Origin of the sequence: Salipiger sp. H15 (assembly GCF_040409955.1) — a bacterium.
GTDB lineage: Bacteria > Pseudomonadota > Alphaproteobacteria > Rhodobacterales > Rhodobacteraceae > Salipiger.
The window spans coordinates 1504075-1522567 of record NZ_CP123384.1; the positions used below are offsets into that span (position 1 = coordinate 1504075).

24 protein-coding genes are annotated in these 18493 nt (G+C 65.3%); 22 read left to right on the plus strand and 2 right to left on the minus strand.

All coding sequences use genetic code 11. The features are described from left to right. The first annotated feature begins 83 nt into the window (after window positions 1-83). The 12 genes from rplN to PVT71_RS07415 all read left to right on the plus strand — a co-directional run bounded on the left by rplN (window position 84) and on the right by PVT71_RS07415 (window position 6855). Window positions 84-452 carry a 50S ribosomal protein L14 gene (gene rplN / locus PVT71_RS07360; RefSeq protein ID WP_023851005.1) on the plus strand — a complete coding sequence of 123 codons (369 nt, stop codon included), beginning with the start codon at window positions 84-86 and terminating at the stop codon, window positions 450-452. Then, window positions 452-763 carry a 50S ribosomal protein L24 gene (gene rplX, locus PVT71_RS07365; RefSeq protein WP_353471151.1) on the plus strand — a complete coding sequence of 104 codons (312 nt, stop codon included), beginning with the start codon at window positions 452-454 and terminating at the stop codon, window positions 761-763. The genes rplN and rplX overlap by 1 nt, the downstream gene beginning before the upstream one ends. Beyond that, window positions 756-1316 carry a 50S ribosomal protein L5 gene (gene rplE / locus PVT71_RS07370; protein ID WP_353471152.1) on the plus strand — a complete coding sequence of 187 codons (561 nt, stop codon included), beginning with the start codon at window positions 756-758 and terminating at the stop codon, window positions 1314-1316. Before rplX ends, rplE begins: the two co-directional genes overlap by 8 nt. A gap of 12 nt (window positions 1317-1328) precedes the next feature. Beyond that, window positions 1329-1634 (plus strand): 30S ribosomal protein S14, encoded by a 306-nt coding sequence (rpsN, locus tag PVT71_RS07375; protein ID WP_353471153.1) that lies wholly within the window; start codon window positions 1329-1331, stop codon window positions 1632-1634. Window positions 1635-1646: 12 nt separating this feature from the next. Further along, window positions 1647-2039 carry a 30S ribosomal protein S8 gene (gene rpsH, locus PVT71_RS07380; RefSeq protein WP_353471154.1) on the plus strand — a complete coding sequence of 131 codons (393 nt, stop codon included), beginning with the start codon at window positions 1647-1649 and terminating at the stop codon, window positions 2037-2039. A gap of 10 nt (window positions 2040-2049) precedes the next feature. Further along, the gene (gene rplF, locus PVT71_RS07385; RefSeq protein WP_353471155.1) at window positions 2050-2583 is read left to right on the plus strand and encodes a 50S ribosomal protein L6; all 534 of its coding nucleotides are present in this window, start codon (window positions 2050-2052) and stop codon (window positions 2581-2583) included. Window positions 2584-2594: 11 nt separating this feature from the next. Further along, entirely contained in the window at window positions 2595-2954 is a 360-nt protein-coding gene (rplR, locus tag PVT71_RS07390) for a 50S ribosomal protein L18 (RefSeq protein ID WP_353471156.1), read from the plus strand. Between the two features lie 210 nt (window positions 2955-3164). Beyond that, window positions 3165-3743, plus strand: a complete 579-nt coding sequence (gene rpsE, locus PVT71_RS07395; protein ID WP_095880728.1) for a 30S ribosomal protein S5 — start codon at window positions 3165-3167, stop codon at window positions 3741-3743. A gap of 5 nt (window positions 3744-3748) precedes the next feature. Further along, a complete protein-coding gene (gene rpmD, locus PVT71_RS07400; RefSeq protein WP_066104107.1) occupies window positions 3749-3937 on the plus strand; it encodes a 50S ribosomal protein L30 in 189 nt (62 codons plus the stop codon). 338 nt (window positions 3938-4275) lie between these two features. Continuing rightward, entirely contained in the window at window positions 4276-4740 is a 465-nt protein-coding gene (gene rplO / locus PVT71_RS07405) for a 50S ribosomal protein L15 (protein WP_353471157.1), read from the plus strand. Window positions 4741-4849: 109 nt separating this feature from the next. Then, complete coding sequence (gene secY / locus PVT71_RS07410; protein WP_353471158.1) at window positions 4850-6214, plus strand: preprotein translocase subunit SecY; 1365 nt, start codon at window positions 4850-4852, stop codon at window positions 6212-6214. Next, the gene (locus tag PVT71_RS07415; RefSeq protein ID WP_353471159.1) at window positions 6211-6855 is read left to right on the plus strand and encodes an adenylate kinase; all 645 of its coding nucleotides are present in this window, start codon (window positions 6211-6213) and stop codon (window positions 6853-6855) included. The genes secY and PVT71_RS07415 overlap by 4 nt, the downstream gene beginning before the upstream one ends. Before the next feature lie 118 nt (window positions 6856-6973). Here the strand turns inward: PVT71_RS07415 and PVT71_RS07420 are convergent, their stop codons facing one another. Then, a complete protein-coding gene (locus PVT71_RS07420) occupies window positions 6974-7366 on the minus strand; it encodes a BLUF domain-containing protein (RefSeq protein ID WP_353471160.1) in 393 nt (130 codons plus the stop codon). 349 nt (window positions 7367-7715) lie between these two features. On the opposite strand from PVT71_RS07420, the gene rpsM reads away from it, so the two are divergent. The 8 genes from rpsM (at window position 7716) to PVT71_RS07460 (ending at window position 13654) form a co-directional block, all read left to right on the plus strand. Next, the gene (gene rpsM / locus PVT71_RS07425; protein WP_353471161.1) at window positions 7716-8084 is read left to right on the plus strand and encodes a 30S ribosomal protein S13; all 369 of its coding nucleotides are present in this window, start codon (window positions 7716-7718) and stop codon (window positions 8082-8084) included. Between the two features lie 13 nt (window positions 8085-8097). Next, complete coding sequence (gene rpsK, locus PVT71_RS07430; RefSeq protein ID WP_072780049.1) at window positions 8098-8490, plus strand: 30S ribosomal protein S11; 393 nt, start codon at window positions 8098-8100, stop codon at window positions 8488-8490. Window positions 8491-8605: 115 nt separating this feature from the next. Next, entirely contained in the window at window positions 8606-9622 is a 1017-nt protein-coding gene (locus PVT71_RS07435; protein WP_095881762.1) for a DNA-directed RNA polymerase subunit alpha, read from the plus strand. A gap of 136 nt (window positions 9623-9758) precedes the next feature. After that, on the plus strand, window positions 9759-10184 hold the full coding sequence (gene rplQ / locus PVT71_RS07440; protein ID WP_095881763.1) for a 50S ribosomal protein L17: 426 nt from the start codon (window positions 9759-9761) through the stop codon (window positions 10182-10184). A 234-nt stretch (window positions 10185-10418) separates the two neighbouring features. Continuing rightward, window positions 10419-11549 carry an S-(hydroxymethyl)glutathione dehydrogenase/class III alcohol dehydrogenase gene (locus tag PVT71_RS07445; protein ID WP_353471162.1) on the plus strand — a complete coding sequence of 377 codons (1131 nt, stop codon included), beginning with the start codon at window positions 10419-10421 and terminating at the stop codon, window positions 11547-11549. 108 nt (window positions 11550-11657) lie between these two features. Next, complete coding sequence (locus tag PVT71_RS07450; RefSeq protein WP_353471163.1) at window positions 11658-12425, plus strand: potassium channel family protein; 768 nt, start codon at window positions 11658-11660, stop codon at window positions 12423-12425. After that, window positions 12425-12928 (plus strand): GNAT family N-acetyltransferase, encoded by a 504-nt coding sequence (locus PVT71_RS07455; protein WP_353471164.1) that lies wholly within the window; start codon window positions 12425-12427, stop codon window positions 12926-12928. The genes PVT71_RS07450 and PVT71_RS07455 overlap by 1 nt, the downstream gene beginning before the upstream one ends. Before the next feature lie 18 nt (window positions 12929-12946). After that, a complete protein-coding gene (locus tag PVT71_RS07460) occupies window positions 12947-13654 on the plus strand; it encodes an NYN domain-containing protein (RefSeq protein ID WP_353471165.1) in 708 nt (235 codons plus the stop codon). Between the two features lie 7 nt (window positions 13655-13661). Here PVT71_RS07460 and PVT71_RS07465 read toward each other — a convergent pair whose 3' ends face one another. Next, complete coding sequence (locus PVT71_RS07465; protein ID WP_353471166.1) at window positions 13662-14279, minus strand: TetR/AcrR family transcriptional regulator; 618 nt, start codon at window positions 14277-14279, stop codon at window positions 13662-13664. Window positions 14280-14430: 151 nt separating this feature from the next. Here PVT71_RS07465 and mbfA point away from each other — a divergent pair, with 151 nt between their 5' ends. Both mbfA and polA read left to right on the plus strand, forming a co-directional pair. After that, on the plus strand, window positions 14431-15405 hold the full coding sequence (mbfA, locus tag PVT71_RS07470; protein ID WP_353471167.1) for an iron exporter MbfA: 975 nt from the start codon (window positions 14431-14433) through the stop codon (window positions 15403-15405). A gap of 213 nt (window positions 15406-15618) precedes the next feature. Continuing rightward, window positions 15619-18438 (plus strand): DNA polymerase I, encoded by a 2820-nt coding sequence (gene polA, locus PVT71_RS07475; RefSeq protein WP_353471168.1) that lies wholly within the window; start codon window positions 15619-15621, stop codon window positions 18436-18438. Window positions 18439-18493: the final 55 nt, after the last annotated feature.

Here is an 18493-nt window from a genome sequence, read left to right on the forward strand (position 1 = left end):
GCGTTTTCCTGCGGTGGTGCCCAGCATCATCGAAACCCTGGGGGGTAGACCTAGAACAACCCCCAAAGGTCGGGAGAAACCAAATGATCCAGATGCAGACCAATCTGGATGTTGCTGACAATTCCGGTGCCCGGAAGGTTCAGTGCATCAAGGTCCTCGGCGGCTCGCATCGCCGCTACGCATCGGTCGGCGACATCATCGTCGTCTCGGTGAAAGAGGCCATTCCGCGCGGCCGCGTGAAGAAAGGTGACGTCCGCAAGGCCGTCGTCGTGCGCACCGCCAAGGAAGTTCGTCGTGAAGATGGCACGTCGATCCGCTTCGACCGCAACGCGGCCGTCATCCTGAACAACGCGGGCGAGCCGGTCGGCACCCGTATTTTCGGGCCGGTGGTTCGTGAGCTGCGTGCGAAGAACTTCATGAAGATCATCTCGCTTGCGCCGGAGGTGCTGTAATGGCTGCGAAACTCCGTAAAGGCGACAAGGTCGTCGTCCTCGCCGGCAAAGACAAGGGCAAGACCGGGACCATCGAGTCCGTCGATCCCAAGGCTGGCAAGGCTGTTGTCGGCGGCATCAACATGGCCGTCCGTCACACCCGCCAGAGCCAGACCTCGCAGGGTGGCCGCATGCCGAAGGCAATGCCGCTCGACCTGTCGAACCTGGCCATCGTCGATGCCAACGGCAAGGCAACCCGCGTCGGCTTCCGCATGGAAGGTGACAAGAAGGTCCGCTTCGCCAAGACCACGGGGGACGTGATCGATGCTTGATACCGCGACCTACACGCCGCGTCTGAAGACGCAGTACCGCGAGTCGATCAAGGCCGCTCTCAAGGAAGAGTTCGGCTACAAGAACATGATGCAGGTTCCTGCACTCGATAAGATCGTTCTGAACATCGGCTGCGGCGCAGAAGCCGTGCGCGACTCCAAGAAGGCGAAATCGGCTCAGCAAGACCTGACCCAGATCGCCGGCCAGCTGGCTGTCACCACCAAGGCAAAGAAGTCGATCGCCGGCTTCCGCGTCCGTGAAGACATGCCGCTCGGTGCAAAGGTCACGCTGCGTGGTGACCGGATGTACGACTTCCTCGATCGCCTGATCAACATCGCGATGCCGCGTATCCGCGACTTCCGTGGTGTGAAGCCGTCCTTCGACGGCCGTGGCAACTTCGCCATGGGCATCAAGGAACACATCGTGTTCCCCGAAATCGAATTCGACAAGGTCGATGAGGTTTGGGGTATCGACGTGATCATCACCACGACCGCCGACACCGACGCGGAAGCCAAGGCGCTGTTGAAGCATTTCAACATGCCCTTCAACGCCTGAGGAGCGAGACACATGGCCAAAAAATCCATGATCGAACGCGAGAAGAAGCGTCAGAAGCTGGTGGAGCAATACGCCGCCAAGCGCGCCGCTCTGAAAGAGATCGCGACCGACGAAAGCAAACCGATGGAAGAGCGCTTCAAGGCTCGCCTGCAACTGGCGAAACTCCCGCGCAACTCCTCGCCGACCCGTCTGCACAACCGTTGCCAGCTGACCGGTCGTCCCCATGCCTACTACCGCAAGCTGAAAATCAGCCGTATCGCCCTGCGCGAACTCGGTTCGATGGGCCAGCTGCCCGGTGTGGTCAAGTCGAGCTGGTAAGGAGGGTATGAGATGAACGATCCTATCGGCGATATGCTCACCCGTATCCGCAACGCACAGATGCGCGGCAAGTCGACCGTGTCGACCCCCGCTTCCAAGCTGCGCGCCTGGGTGCTCGACGTCCTCGCGGACGAAGGCTACATCCGCGGCTACGAAAAAGGCACTGACGAGCGCGGCCACGGCACGCTCGAGATCAGCCTGAAGTACTTCGACGGCACCCCCGTCATTCGCGAACTGAAGCGGGTCTCCAAGCCCGGCCGTCGCGTCTACATGGGTGTCAGTGACATCCCGCAGGTCCGCCAGGGCCTCGGTGTGTCGATTGTCAGCACGCCGAAGGGCGTGATGTCGGACGCAAATGCCCGCGCTGCCAATGTTGGCGGCGAGGTGCTCTGCACGGTCTTCTAAGGAGGGGCTCATGTCTCGTATTGGTAAGAAACCGGTCGAGCTGCCGTCGGGTGTTTCCGCATCCGTCTCCGGCCAGACCGTCGAAGTGAAGGGCCCGAAAGGCACCCAGACCTTCAACGCGACCGACGACGTGACCATCAAGGTCGAGGACAATGTCATCACTGTGGCGCCGCGCGGCAACTCGAAGCGCGCGCTCCAGCAGTGGGGCATGTCCCGCACCGTGATCGCGAACATGGTCCACGGTGTTCAGAACACCTTCAAGAAAGAGCTCGAGATCCAGGGTGTGGGTTACCGCGCCGCGGTTCAGGGTTCGACCCTGAAGCTGAACCTGGGCTACAGCCACGACGTGAACTTCGACATTCCCGCCGGCATCACGGTCACCACGCCGAAGCCGACCGAGATCATCATCGAAGGTCACGATCTGCAGGAAGTCGGTCAGGTTGCGGCGAACATCCGCGACTGGCGCCGCCCCGAGCCCTACAAAGGCAAGGGTATTCGCTATAAGGGCGAATACATCTTCGCCAAGGAAGGCAAGAAGAAGTAAGGACGCGAAACATGGCACTCAGCAAACGGGAACTGTTCCTCAAGCGCCGCCTGCGCGTCCGGAACAAGCTTCGCAAGGTCAACGCCGGGCGTGTTCGCCTGTCGGTGCACCGCTCGAACAAGAACATCAGCGTGCAGCTGATCGACGACGTGCAGGGCGTGACCCTGGCATCCGCCTCCTCGCTGGAGAAGGATCTCGGCGTCGTCGGCAAAGGCAACGTGGAAGCCGCCCAGAAGGTTGGCACCGCGATCGCCGAGCGCGCGAAGAAAGCCGGTGTGGACGAAGCCTACTTCGACCGCGGCGGTTTCCTCTTCCACGGTCGCGTCAAGGCCCTGGCCGACGCAGCCCGCGAAGCAGGTCTGAAAATCTGATCGTCGCGGCGGGGTGACCCGCCGCACGGTCGAACAATCCGCAAGGCGGGAGACCCTCCCGCCTTGCGCTTTTGCAGGCGGAAACGCCTCGATGATCCGGGATCCGTCCGACTTCGGTTCGGCGATCACCTGGATTGGTCCAATCGGTGCCGATGTGGCCCGGGCTCCGTTCCGGTCCGCCACGCGCCAACCTGAAAAAAGGGATGCCTGATGGCAGAACGTGAAAACCGCCGCGGGAACCGTCGCGAACGCGAGGAAGCCCCGGAATTCGCAGATCGCCTTGTCGCGATCAACCGTGTGTCCAAGACCGTCAAGGGTGGTAAGCGCTTCGGCTTCGCCGCGCTCGTCGTCGTCGGCGACCAGAAGGGCCGCGTCGGCTTCGGCAAGGGCAAGGCCAAGGAGGTCCCCGAGGCCATCCGCAAGGCCACCGAGCAAGCCAAGCGCAAGATGATTCGCGTGCCGCTGCGCGAAGGCCGCACGCTGCACCACGACATCGAAGGCCGTCACGGCGCTGGCCGTGTGGTGATGCGCACCGCACCGCAAGGTACCGGTATCATCGCCGGTGGTCCGATGCGTGCCGTGTTCGAGATGCTGGGCGTGCACGACGTGGTCGCCAAGTCGATCGGTTCGCAGAACCCCTACAACATGATCCGCGCCACGCTGAACGCGCTGGAAAAGGTCAACTCGCCCCGCAGCGTCGCCCAGCGTCGCGGCAAGAAGGTGGCAGACATCCTTCCCAAGCGTGACGATGCCCCCGCGGAATCGTCGCAAGTGGCTGAGGAGGCCTGAGATCCATGGCTAAGACCATCGTTGTGAAGCAGATCGGCTCGCCGATCCGTCGCCCCGCCGTCCAGCGCCAGACGCTGATCGGCCTGGGTCTGAACAAGATGAACAAGACCCGCGAGCTTGAGGACACCCCCGCCGTGCGCGGCATGGTTCGCAAGATCCCGCACCTGGTAGAGATCATCGAAGAGCGCGGCTGAGCCGTTCCTTCGCCAATCTCGGAAGCGCCCCGGACCTCATGCCGGGGCGTTTTCTTTTGCGCGCGGGGCAGGGCGCAGGACAAATCCCTCCGAAGGGATTTGCAAAAGCCTTCGAAGGCTTTTGCGCGCTAACCAATTCTTCACACCATTTCCCCGAAACTGCATTTCCAATTCCGCGCCATGGCGGCAGGCCGGGCTAATCCCTTGCACCGTGCCGCGCCGGACGCTATACGCCCCCGGTGGCCGGCTTTCCGAGTCTGGCCGCGAATCCTTAATCGTCTAATGCCGTGGTTGCTCCATCCGTCGCTTGGGGGGCACATCCGGCAAGGAGAAGCGACATGAAACTGCACGAACTGCGCGACAACGAAGGCGCAACCCGCACCAAGAAACGCGTCGGCCGTGGTCCGGGCTCCGGCAAGGGCAAGACCGGTGGCCGTGGTATCAAGGGTCAGAAATCCCGTTCGGGCGTGGCCATCAACGGCTACGAAGGCGGCCAGATGCCGCTCTACCAGCGTCTTCCTAAGCGCGGCTTCAACAAGCCCAACCGGAAGTCGTTCGCCGTGGTCAACCTCGGCCTGATCCAGAAGTTCGTCGAAGCCGGCAAGCTCGACGCCGCTTCGATCAACGAAGACACCCTCGTTGCTTCGGGCCTCGTGCGCCGCAAGCTCGACGGCATCCGCGTTCTCGCGAAAGGTGATGTCACCGCCGCCCTCACCATCGAGGTGACCGGCGCTTCGAAGGCCGCTGTCGAGGCGGTCGAGAAGGCAGGTGGCGCGCTGAAGACCGCAGTCGCGGCTGAATAAGCGGGTTGTGAGCGGCCGCTGTGCCGCTTACATAAGGCCCCATGTTTTCCACGAACGCCGCCGGAGCCGGAAAGCGCCCCGGCGGCGTTTCGTCTGAGAGAGGACCCTCATGGCATCCGCTGTGGAACAAATGGCCGCCAATACCAGCTGGGCGGCGCTCGGCAAGGCGACGGACCTTCGCAACCGCATCTTCTTCACGCTGGGGCTGCTGGTCGTCTACCGACTCGGCACCTACATCCCGGTTCCGGGCATCGACGGCACCGCGCTGCGCCAGTTCATGGAGCAGGCGGGGCAGGGCATCGGCGGCATGGTGTCGATGTTCACCGGTGGCGCGCTGGGACGCATGGGCATCTTCGCCCTTGGCATCATGCCCTACATCTCCGCCTCGATCATCGTTCAGCTCCTCACGGCCATGGTGCCGGCGCTCGAGCAGCTGAAGAAGGAAGGCGAGCAGGGCCGCAAGAAGATCAACCAGTACACCCGCTACGGCACCGTCGCCCTGGCCCTGTTCCAGGCCTACGGTCTCGCGGTCAGCCTCGAGGCGGGCGATCTCGCCCATGATCCGGGCTGGTACTTCCGCGCCGCGGTGGTCATCACCCTCGTCGGCGGCACGATGTTCCTGATGTGGCTGGGCGAGCAGATCACCGCCCGCGGCATCGGCAACGGCATCTCTCTCATCATCTTCGTCGGCATCGTCGCCGAGATTCCCGCGGCCCTGGCGCAGTTCTTCGCCTCCGGCCGGTCGGGCGCGATCTCCCCGGCGGTCATCGTCGGCGTGATCCTCATGGTCATCGTGGTGATCATGTTCGTGGTGTTCATGGAACGGGCGCTGCGCAAGATCACCATCCAGTACCCGCGCCGCCAGGTCGGCATGCGCATGACCGAGGCGCAGCAGTCGCACCTGCCGATTAAGGTGAACCCGGCGGGCGTGATCCCGGCGATCTTCGCCTCGTCGCTGCTGCTGCTGCCGACCACGATCGCGACCTTCAGCCAGGCCGGCTCGACCGGGCCGATCATGTCGACGATCCTTGCCTACTTCGGTCCGGGCCAGCCGCTCTACCTGCTGTTCTTCACGGCCATGATCGTCTTCTTCGCGTATTTCTACACGCACAACGTGTCGTTCAAGACCGATGAAGTCGCCGACAACCTGAAGAACCAGAACGGCTTCATTCCCGGCATCCGTCCCGGCAAGAAGACCGCGGAGCACCTCGAATACGTGGTCAACCGCGTGCTCGTGCTCGGCGCCGCCTACCTGGCCCTGGTCTGCCTGATGCCCGAGATCCTGCGCTCGCAGTTCGCGATCCCGTTCTACTTCGGCGGCACCTCGGTGCTGATCGTGGTCTCGGTGACCATGGACACGATCCAGCAGATCCAGAGCCACCTGCTCGCACATCAATACGAAGGCCTGATCCAGCGCTCGCAGCTGCGTGGCAAGGGCAAGGCCCGCAAACGGAAGGGACCGTCACGTCGATGAACATCATTCTTCTTGGACCGCCTGGCGCAGGCAAGGGCACCCAGGCGCGCATCCTCGTGGACGAGCGCGGCATGATCCAGCTTTCGACCGGCGACATGCTGCGTGAGGCCAAGGACAGCGGCACCGAGATGGGCAAGAAGGTTGCCGACGTGATGGCTCGCGGCGAACTCGTCACCGACGAGATCGTCATCGGCCTGATCCGCGAGAAGCTCGAGGCGGACCCCGCCGCCGGCTACATCTTCGACGGCTTCCCGCGCACGCTGAAGCAGGCGGATGCGCTGGCGGACCTGCTCGAGGAGCAGGGGCAGAGCCTCGACAAGGTGGTCGAGCTGCGGGTGAACGACGATGCGCTGGTCGAGCGCATCACCGCCCGCTCCACCTGCGGCAGCTGCGGTGAGGTCTACAACGACATCACCAAGCCGATCCCCGCGGATGGCAAGTGCACGGTCTGCGGCGGCACCGAGTTCAAGCGGCGCGCCGACGACAACGCCCAGGCGCTGCAGAAGCGCCTGATGGAGTACTACAAGCAGACCTCGCCGCTGATCGGCTACTACTACGCCAAGGGTCAGCACACCCGCGTCGACGGGCTGGGCGAGATCGGCGACGTCAAGGCGGCGATCGCCGAGAAGCTCGACGCCTGAGTCGGACCTCCCCCGGGACCGCGCCTGCCTGCAGGCGGGCGGGTCCCGGGGAACCCCGCTTCACCGGATCTGCAATGCGGACCGCCGAAGCGCACCGGGGCAGCGCCCCGCATCCCCCTCAGCTCGCCACCGCGATCTCGCGCAGCCGGTCGAAGACCAGCGAGACGTTGCGCCCCTCTCCCGCGAAGCGGCGGTCGAGAAAGGCGCGGTCCTCGGGCGGAAGCGTTCCGTAACACATGCTCCAGCTCGCGAAGCTGCGGATCGGCACCAGCCGGTTGATCCGCTCGGTCACCGCGAAATGCCGCGGGTCGCGGCTGATCTCCTCGAAGAGCCCGCGCACCGTCTCCTTCGCGCCCTCCAGCACCTGGCAGAATCCGGTCTCCTCGCGCAGCAGGCAGCCGGTGATCCCCAGCAGCCGGTTGCGGGTCAGCGCCCCGGCGAGGATCTCGAGATCCGAGGCATGGCCGCGCGGCTCGCTCGAGCGGCTGGTATAGAGAAGCTGGTAGATCATGCGGCGGCACAACCTGCTGACCCGGTGCCATTTCCCCGCGAAGGGGAGGGGGAATTGCGCCGCGCCGCGGCATGGACCGGCCGGATCGTGATCGGGGGGAGGGTTGTCGTGGCCTTCATGAAACGGTAAACGGGTGGCCTCGGTGAATGGTTCCGAAATGGGTCTTGACGCCCTTTCCGAATCCTCATACCCACTCCCATCTCTTACAGAGACTCAGTTTGTGAGGCGGGCCGCGCCTGTCTTGCAGATTACCTCATCAGCGGAAGGCCCGGAGGCGCGCGCGCATTCCGGGCTCATGTTGTGAAAAAAGGTTCTGGAGCTACGGAACCGCAACGAAAGGAATAGACACTTGGCACGTATTGCCGGCGTTAACATCCCGACTAACAAGCGGGTGCCCATCGCCCTGACTTACATCACCGGTATCGGCCCGACCTCGGCCAAGGCCATCTGCGAAGCCGTGAACATCGACGCAACCCGTCGCGTGAACGAGCTTTCGGATGCCGAAGTACTGGCGATCCGCGAGCACATCGACGCGAACTACACCGTCGAAGGCGACCTGCGCCGTGAAGTTCAGATGAACATCAAGCGCCTGATGGACCTCGGCTGCTACCGCGGCCTGCGTCACCGCCGCAACCTCCCGGTCCGCGGTCAGCGGACCCACACCAACGCTCGTACCCGCAAGGGCCCGGCGAAGCCGATTGCCGGCAAGAAGAAGTAAGGGAGGCTGACCAATGGCACGTGATACCCGTCGCGGAGGCAAGAAGAAGGTCTCCAAGAACATCGCCGCTGGCGTGGCGCATGTTAACTCGTCGTTCAACAACACCAAGATCCTGATCTCGGACGTGCAGGGCAACGCGATCTCCTGGTCGTCCGCCGGCACCATGGGCTTCAAGGGTTCGCGTAAGTCGACCCCCTACGCTGCCCAGCTCGCCGCCGAGGATGCTGGCCGCAAGGCTCAGGAACACGGTGTGAAGACGCTGGAAGTCGAAGTTCAGGGCCCGGGTTCGGGTCGTGAATCGGCTCTGCGCGCACTGGCTGCAGTGGGCTTCAACATCACGTCGATCCGCGACGTGACGCCGATCGCTCACAACGGCTGCCGTCCGCCGAAGCGTCGTCGCGTCTGATCGGACTTACTTAAGGGGTGGGGCCTCGCCATGTGCGCGGGGCCCTGCCCTCGTCATTTCAACCTCGGGCGTCCGCGCCTTTGGACATGGGGCACGGACTGGAATGGAGGGACGCATGATCCACAAGAACTGGGCTGAACTTATCAAGCCGACCCAGCTGGAGGTTCGCCCCGGCGCCGATCCTACCCGCGTTGCGACCCTCGTCGCCGAACCGCTCGAGCGTGGCTTCGGCCTGACTCTGGGCAACGCGCTGCGTCGGGTCCTGCTGTCGAGCCTTCAGGGTGCGGCAATCACCTCCGTGCAGATCGACAACGTTCTGCACGAGTTTTCGTCGGTCGCCGGCGTGCGGGAAGATGTCACCGACATCATCCTCAACCTCAAGGGCGTGGCTCTCCGCATGGAAGTCGAAGGCCCGAAACGCCTCTCCCTGACCGCCAAGGGTCCGGGCGTGGTGACGGCTGCCGACATCACCGAAACCGCCGGCATCGACGTGCTGAACAAGGATCACGTGATCTGCCACCTCGACGAGGGCGCGGATTTCTACGTGGAACTGACCGTCAACACCGGCAAGGGCTACGTTTCGGCTGACAAGAACAAGCCGGAAGATGCACCCATCGGCCTCATCCCGATCGACGCGATCTACTCGCCGGTCAAGAAGGTGGCCTATGACGTGCAGCCGACCCGCGAGGGCCAGGTTCTCGACTACGACAAGCTGACCATGAAGGTCGAGACCGATGGTTCGGTCACGCCCGAGGACGCGATCGCCTTCGCAGCGCGCATCCTGCAGGATCAGCTGTCGATCTTCGTGAACTTCGAAGAGCCCGAATCCGCCGGCCGTCAGGACGACGACGACGGTCTCGAGTTCAACCCGCTCCTCCTCAAGAAGGTGGACGAGCTGGAACTCTCGGTGCGTTCGGCAAACTGCCTCAAGAACGACAACATCGTCTACATCGGCGATCTCATCCAGAAGACCGAAGCCGAGATGCTCCGCACCCCGAACTTCGGCCGGAAGTCGCTCAACGAGATCAAGGAAGTGCTGTCCGGCATGGGCCTGCACCTCGGCATGGACGTCGAGGACTGGCCGCCGGACAACATCGAAGACCTGGCGAAGAAACTGGAAGACCAGTTCTGAGCCATCCGCGACCGCACGGGGTGTGCATGACATGTGCATGCCCCGTGCCTCGTGAATTCGGGCCACCGGCCCCAAGGTGAGGGTCCCGTACGCAAGGGATCCCGGACAAAGCAAAACACGTATCTGGAGATAGAAAATGCGTCACGCAAAAGGTTACCGCCGCCTGAACCGTACCCACGAGCACCGCAAGGCGCTGTGGGCAAACATGGCCGGCTCGCTCATCGAGCATGAGCAGATCAAGACCACCCTGCCCAAGGCAAAGGAACTCCGCCGCGTCGTGGAGAAGCTCGTCACCCTCGGCAAGCGCGGCGACATCCACGCCCGCCGTCAGGCTGCCGCGCAGCTCAAGCAGGACATGCACGTTGCCAAGCTCTTCGAAGTGCTCGGCCCGCGCTACGCAGAGCGTCAGGGCGGCTACGTCCGTATCCTGAAAGCCGGCTTCCGCTATGGCGACATGGCTCCGATGGCGATCATCGAGTTCGTCGACCGCGACGTCTCGGCCAAGGGCGCAGCCGACAAGGCCCGCCTCGAAGCCGAAGAAGCTCTGGCTGACGCCGAATAATTCCATCTCTCCCCGCGGGAGATGACTGGGCCCTGCCGGCAACGGCGGGGCCCTTTTCCGTTTGCCGGCGCGGATGGTTGCGTCGGTTTTTGAGTATTTTGGGAAAGATGAAAGAGCGGCGGCGGCGGGCGCGCTGTCGCGAATATGATCGATTGCGCCGCAAAACTGCTTGCGGATGAAGGGGTTGCGTAGCTAGGTGCGGGCAAGCGAACCCCCAGCAGGAAGGACAGGGACATGAGAACCCGTGCAGCCGTCGCCCTCGAGGCCGGCAAACCGCTCGAAATCATGGAAGTCGAACTCGACGGGCCGAAGGCCGGCGAGGTTCTGGTCGAGATCAAGGCCACCGGGCTTTGCCACACCGACGAGTTCACCCGCTCCGGCGCCGACCCCGAGGGGATCTTCCCCTGCATCCTCGGCCACGAGGGCGCGGGTGTGGTCATCGAGGTGGGCGAGGGCGTCACCACGCTGAAGCCCGGCGACCACGTCATCCCGCTCTACACCCCCGAGTGCCGCCAGTGCCCGTCGTGCCTCTCGGGCAAGACCAACCTCTGCACCGCGATCCGCAACACGCAGGGCCAGGGGCTGATGCCGGACGGCACGACCCGCTTCAAGATGCTCGATGGCACGCCGATCTATCACTACATGGGCTGCTCGACCTTCGCCAACCACACGGTGATGCCGGAGATCGCGCTCGCCAAGGTCCGCGATGACGCGCCCTTCGACAAGATCTGCTACATCGGCTGCGGCGTCACCACCGGCATCGGCGCGGTGATCAACACCGCGGGCGTCGAGATCGGTTCGACCGCGGCGGTCTTCGGCCTTGGCGGCATCGGGCTCAACGTGATCCAGGGCCTGCGCATGGCGGGCGCCGACATGATCATCGGCGTCGATCTCAACGACTCCAAGGCCGAGATGGGCCGCAAGTTCGGCATGACCCACTTCGTCAACCCGTCGAAGATCGAGGGCACCGTGGTGCAGGAAATCGTCAACATGACGAAGAAGGGCGCCGACCAGATCGGCGGCGTCGACTACTCGTTCGACGCCACCGGCAACGTCAAGGTGATGCGCGACGCGCTCGAATGCTCGCACCGCGGCTGGGGCGTGTCGGTGATCATCGGCGTGGCGCCGGCGGGGGCCGAGATCTCGACCCGCCCGTTCCAGCTGGTCACCGGGCGGGTCTGGAAGGGCACCGCCTTCGGCGGCGCCAAGGGCCGCACCGACGTGCCGAAATTCGTCGACTGGTACATGGACGGCAAGATCGAGATCGACCCGATGATCACGCACAAGCTGAAGCTCGAGGAGATCAACCACGGCTTCGACCTGATGCACGAGGGCAAGTCGATCCGCGCGGTGGTGGAATACTGAGCCGCGCGCCGGTCGGACCGGCATGAAAATTCTCCCGGCGGGCGCCTGGCTTGCCGGGAGTCCCGCGCCACCCTATAGCTTCTTTATGCCGGAACGGGGAACGCGGACATGGGCCTGCGCGACAAGCTGAGGGAACTCTACGAGGGTGACAGCGACGAGGCGCACCGCTTCCGCTACGTGCTGCTCGGCTTCGACATCTTCACCGTCCTCTTCGTCATCGCCACCTCCTTCACCTCGCATGGCCGCATCGTCGAGATCTTCGACATCGCCTTCGGCCTGGTGATCCTGGCGGACTTCCTCGCGCGGCTCTGGATCGCGCCGAAGCGCCCGGCCTTCCTGTTCAGCCCGGCGACGCTGGCCGACCTCGTCTCGATGGTGTCGTTCCTCGCGCCGCTGGCGGGGGAGGGGCTGGGCTTCCTGCGGGTGCTGCGCACGCTGCGGCTCCTGCACACCTACCAGCTCAGCAAGCGTCTGCGCGAGGATTTCCGCTTCTTCCGCCAGAACGAGGACGTGCTCGTCGCGGTGGTCAACCTCATGGTCTTCCTCTTCGTGATGACCGGGCTCGTCTACGCGCTGCAGTACAAGACCAACCCCGACATCAACAACTACGCCGACGCGCTCTATTTCACCGTGACGACGCTCACCACCACCGGCTACGGCGACATCACCCTCGAAGGGTCGTGGGGCCGGGTGATCTCGGTCGTGGTGATGATCTGCGGCGTCACGCTCTTCCTGCGCCTCGCGCAGGTGCTGTTCCGGCCGCCGAAGGTGCGCAAGACCTGCGAGACCTGCGGGCTGCGGCTCCATGACGCCGACGCCATCCATTGCAAGCATTGCGGAGAGATCATCCGCATCGAGACCGAAGGACAAAGCTGATGAGCGAAACGCTCGAGTTGCGCGCCTATGCGCCCGAGGACGCCGAGGCGGTCTGGCAGATGCTGGAGCCTGTGTTCCGCGCCGGCGACACCTATGCCATCGACCGCGACATCTCGCGCGAGGCGGCGATCGCCTACTGGACCGGGCCCGAGCGCCGGGTCTTCGTGGTGTCGGACGGCGACCGGCTGCTCGGCACCTACTACATCGTGCGCAACCAGAAGGGCGGCGGTTCGCATGTCTGCAACTGCGGCTACGTCACCGCCGCCGAGGCGCGCGGCCGCGGCGTGGCCCGGCGGATGCTGGCGCATTCGCTGGAGATCGCGCCGAAGCTCGGCTTCCGCGCCATGCAGTACAACTTCGTGGTCTCGACCAACCGCCGCGCCGTCGACACCTGGCAGCGCGCCGGGTTCGAGATCATCGGCCGCCTTCCCGGCGCCTTCCACCACCCCGAGCAGGGCGACGTGGATGCGCTGGTCATGTACAAGACGCTTGCGGGCAACTGACCCGCGAAGGAGTGGACCATGCGAGAAGACACCCGCCTGCTGGCGGTCCTGATCGACGCCGACAACACCTCGCCGAAATACGCCAAGGCGATCTTCGACGAACTGGCCAGCATCGGCGAGGCAAGCGTGCGGCGCTGCTACGGCGATTTTTCCAGCCAGCAGATGGCGGGCTGGTCGAAGATCGCCGCCGAGTTCGGCCTCGTGCCGCACCACCAGCCGGCCAATACCGTGGGCAAGAACGCCAGCGACATCGCGCTGGTGATCGACGCCATGGATCTCATGCATTCCGGCCGGTTCGACGGTTTCGCGCTGGTGAGTTCCGACAGCGACTTCACCCGGCTTGCGAGCCGCATCCGCGAGCAGGGGCTCGATGTCTTCGGCATGGGCATGCAGAAGACCCCCGACGCCTTCCGCAAGGCCTGCAAGCGGTTCATCTTCCTCGAGAACCTCGACAGCGCGCCGGAAAAGGCGGCGGGCATCAAGCCGCAGAAATCCGGCAGCCTCGAGGATGCGCGCAACCTGATCTTCACCGCCATGGACGCGATCGACCAGGAAGACGACTGGTACACGCTCGGCCAGCTCGGCCAGTTCATCACCGCGGCCAACCCCGATTTCGACACGCGCAGCTACGGCAAGCGCAAGCTCTCGGACCTGGTGGACGAGCTCAAGGTCTTCGAGACCAAGCGCGGCCCGGGCAACCAGATGCTGGTGCGGCGGCTCGACTGAGCCCGGCTCAGCAGCCGTAGCGGGCGAGGAAGGTGGCCACCGCGCCGTCGACGGTGCGGGCGATCTCGGCCTCGCCCGGCGCCTCGGCCACGCCGAAGACGCAGCGCGTCCAGAGACCGGCCTTGCAGAGCTCGGTGAACTGGTCGGCGGCGAGTTCCAGATCCTCGACATCGACCTCGCCGCGCTCCCGGGCGGCGGCGAGGTAGTTCACCAGCTTGCTGTGCATGGTCATCGGCCCGCTCTGGTAGAATTGCCGGCCAAGGTCGGGAAAGCGGTCTGCCTCGGCGATGCAGATGCGGAAGATGCGCTGTCCCATCTCCGAGAGCACGAACTTCAGGAAACTGCGGGCGACCAGCGGCAGCACCGCGGCGGGCGGCTGGCTCGGGTCGATGGTCAGCATCGCCTCGTCGGCCTGCAGCGCGCATTGCCGGCTGGCCATCTCCATGAAGAGCAGGCGCTTGTCGGGGAAGTAGCTGTAGAGCGTCGCCTTGGAGACACCCGCCGCGCGGGCGATGTCATCCACGTTGGCCCCCTCGAACCCGTCGCGCAGGAAGACGCTGCGCGCACCTTCCAGCACCTGTTCGAACTTGCGCCCGCGGCGCACGCCGGCCGTTTCGGTCCCCATCAGGCAGCTCCCTTGTCCGGACAAGCTTAAACCGCACGGTTCAGTTCAGGCAAGCAAGATACCGGAAGCAGGGGCATTCTGACGGCTTGCCTCCGCGGCAGGGACCGATAGATTGGAATCGTTCTAAAGTATCCGAAGGCCCGGAGGCCCCATGCGATTCTTCACCCAGCGGCGCCACTTCCGCGATCTCAGCGAGCAGGAGGTGCTCGCGCTGGCGATCTCCTCGGAAGAGGACGACGCCCGCATCTACCGATCCTACGCCGAGCGGCTGCGCGCCGAATATCCCGACACCGCCGCGATCTTCGACGGCATGGCCGAGGAGGAGGACGGCCATCGCCGCGCCCTGATCAGCCTGCACCGCATGCGCTTCGGCGAGGTGATTCCGCTGATCCGGCGCGAGCACGTGGCCGGCTTCTACGCGCGCCGCCCGGTCTGGCTGGTGCAGAACCTGCCGCTCGAGCGCATCCGCGACGAGGCCGAAGGCATGGAGCGCGAGGCCGAGCGCTTCTACCTCGAGGCCGCCAAGCGCAGCAGCGACGCCGCGACGCGCAAGCTGCTCGGCGATCTCGCCGCCGCCGAGGCCGGCCACGAGGAGCGCGCCGGGGAACTGGTCGAGAAGCACCTGAACGGCGCGGCGCGCGAGACCGAGGACCGCATGGCGCACCGGCAGTTCGTGCTGACCTGGGTGCAGCCGGGGCTCGCCGGGCTGATGGACGGCTCGGTCTCGACCCTCGCGCCGATCTTCGCCACCGCCTTCGCCACGCAGGACACCTGGACGACCTTCCTCGTCGGCCTTGCCGCCTCGGTCGGCGCGGGCATCTCCATGGGCTTCACCGAGGCCGCCTCGGACGACGGCGAGCTCTCGGGCCGCGGCTCGCCCTTCAAGCGCGGCATCGCCTCGGGGGTGATGACGGCGCTCGGCGGGCTCGGCCACGCGCTGCCCTACCTCATCCCGCATTTCTGGACCGCGACGCTCATCGCCTGGGTTATCGTCTTCTTCGAGCTCTGGGCCATCGCCTGGATCCAGAACCGCTACATGGAAACGCCGTTCTTCCGCGCCGCGCTGCAGGTGGTGCTGGGCGGCGCGCTGGTGCTGGCGGCGGGGGTGCTCATCGGCAGCGGCTGAGCCCGCGCCGCATCCCGGCTTCCACATGTCGGAAATATCCCGGGGGAGTCCGCGTCAGCGGACGGGGGCAGCGCCCCCCTCCGCAAAGCCCGGCGCCCCTTGCCCGGCGGGGGCGGAGCGCCCGATCCGCCGGTGCCGCGTGATCTCCTCTGGCACCCTGCGCCCGCCCATGGCAAACCCTTGCAAAAGCGCGAAGGCCAAGGAGACGCCACCATGACCCAGTTCGGCAAGGGCTGCCACCTGCATCTGATCGACGGATCGGCCTTCATCTTCCGCGCCTACCACGCGCTGCCGCCGCTCACCCGCAAGTCCGACGGGCTGCCGATCGGCGCGGTCAGCGGCTTCTGCAACATGCTGCAGAAATACGTCGAGGACAGCTCGGGCGCCGATGCGCCGACCCACGTGGCGGTGATCTTCGACAAGGGCAGCCACACCTTCCGCAATGACATGTACGACCTCTACAAGGCCAACCGCGAGGCCATGCCCGAGGACCTGCGGCCGCAGATGCCGCTGACCCGGCGCGCCACGCTGGCCTTCAACATTGCCTGCAAGGAGCTCGAGGGCTACGAGGCCGACGACATCATCGCCACGCTCGCCTGCCAGGCGCGCGAGGCGGGCGGGCGCGTCACCATCATCTCGTCGGACAAGGACCTCATGCAGCTGGTCGGCGACGGGGTCGAGATGCTCGACGCGATGAAGAACCGCCGCATCGACCGCGACGGGGTCTTCGAGAAGTTCGGCGTCTTCCCCGAGCGGGTGGTCGACGTGCAGGCGCTGGCCGGGGATTCGGTCGACAACGTGCCGGGCGCGCCCGGGATCGGCATCAAGACCGCCGCGTTGCTGATCAACGAGTTCGGCTCGCTCGAGGAGCTGCTCGACCGCGCCGGCGAGATCAAGCAGCCCAAGCGCCGAGAGACGCTGATCGAGAAGCGCGACCAGATCGAGCTCTCGAAGCGCCTCGTGCAGCTCGACTGCAACACGCCGCTCGACTTCACCCTCGACGATCTCGAGGTGAAGGAGCCCGATCCCGAGGTGCTGCTGCCCTTCCTCGCCGAGATGGAATTCACCACGCTGACCAAGCGCATCGCCAATTCGCTCGGCGCCGAGGCCCCGGCGATCACCGAGCCGAAGCCCGTGGCCGCCGCCGCCCCGGGCACCGCGGCGCCCGAGGCGCCCGAGATGCCGCCGATCGACCCCGCCTCCTACACCTGGGTGAAGAGCGCCGCCGATCTCGCGCCCTGGATCGCGCAGGCCCGCCAGCGCGGCTGGGTGGCGGTGGACACCGAGACCACGGGGCTCGACGAGATGACCTGCGATCTCGTCGGCGTCTCGCTGGCGATCGAACCGGGAAAGGCCTGCTACATCCCGCTGGCGCATCGCGCGGCGGAGGGCGAGGCGGACCTCTTCGGCTCGGACGAGCTGGCCGAGGGGCAGATGCCCTTGCAGCAGGCGCTCGACCTGCTGAAGCCGCTGCTCGAGGATCCGGCGGTGATGAAGATCGGCCAGAACATGAAATACGATGCCAAGGTGCTCTCGCGCTACGGCCTCGACGTCGCGCCGATCGACGACACCATGCTGATCTCCTACGCGCTGCACGCCGGGTTGCACGGGCATGGCATGGACACGCTCTCGGAGCGCTACCTCGGACATGTGCCGATCCCGATCAAGGACCTGCTCGGCTCGGGCAAGAAGATGATCACCTTCGACCGCGTGCCGATCGCGGAGGCGGTGAAATACGCCGCCGAGGACGCCGACATCACCCTGCGCCTGTGGAAGCTGCTGAAGCCGCGCCTGCACCAGGCCCGCGTCACCCGCGTCTACGAGGGCACCGAGCGCCCGCTGGTGCCGGTGCTGGCCGAGATGGAGATGGCGGGCGTGCAGGTGGACCGGGGCACGCTCTCGCGCATGTCCACCGCCTTCGCGCAGAAGATGGCGGGGCTCGAGGCAGAACTGCACGAGCTTGCGGGCCATCCGTTCAACGTCAACTCCCCGGCACAGGTCGGCGAGATCCTCTTTGCCGAGATGGGGCTCGAGGGCGGCAAGAAGACCAAGACCGGCGCCTGGTCGACCCCTGCCGAGGTGCTCGAGGATCTGGCCACCGAGCATGACTTCGCCGCGCGGGTGCTGGACTACCGTCAGTTGCAGAAGCTGAAATCGACCTACACCGATGCGCTGCAGGAGCACATCAACCCCGAGACCGGGCGCGTGCACACCTCCTACTCGATCGCCGGCGCCAACACCGGGCGTCTCGCCTCGACCGATCCCAACCTGCAGAACATCCCGGTGCGCTCCGAGGAGGGCCGGCGCATCCGCGAGGCCTTCGTCGCGCCCGAGGGCAAGGTGATCGTGTCGCTGGACTACAGCCAGATCGAGCTGCGCATCCTCGCGCACATGGCGAATATCGACGCGCTGAAACAGGCGTTTCGCGACGGGCAGGACATCCACGCGATGACCGCCTCCGAGATGTTTGGCGTGCCGATGGAGGAGATGACCTCGGACATCCGCCGCCGCGCCAAGGCGATCAACTTCGGCGTCATCTACGGCATCTCGGGCTTCGGCCTTGCCCGCAACCTGCGCATCCCGCGCGGCGAGGCGCAGGCCTTCATCGACCGCTACTTCGAGCGCTTCCCGGGCATCAAGGCCTACATGGACGAGACCATCGCCTTTGCCCGCGAGCATGACCGGGTCGAGACGCTGTTCGGCCGGGTCATCCACACGCCCGAGATCAACGCCAAGGGGCCGCAGTCCGGCTTTGCCCGCCGCGCCGCGATCAACGCGCCGATTCAGGGCACGGCGGCGGACATCATCCGCCGCGCGATGATCCGCATGCCCGCCGCCATCGCGGGTCAGCCCGCGAAGATGCTGCTGCAGGTGCACGACGAACTCATCTTCGAGGTCGCCGAGGAAGGCGTCGAGAAGCTCATCGCCACCGCGCGCGAGGTCATGGAGGGCGCCGCCGAGCCGGTGGTCAAGCTCGACGTGCCGCTGGTGGTCGACGCCGGTCAGGGCAGGAACTGGGCCGAGGCGCACTGAGCCTCTTTTCGGCACGCCAAAGAAAAACGGCGTCCCCGCGGGGACGCCGTTTTCC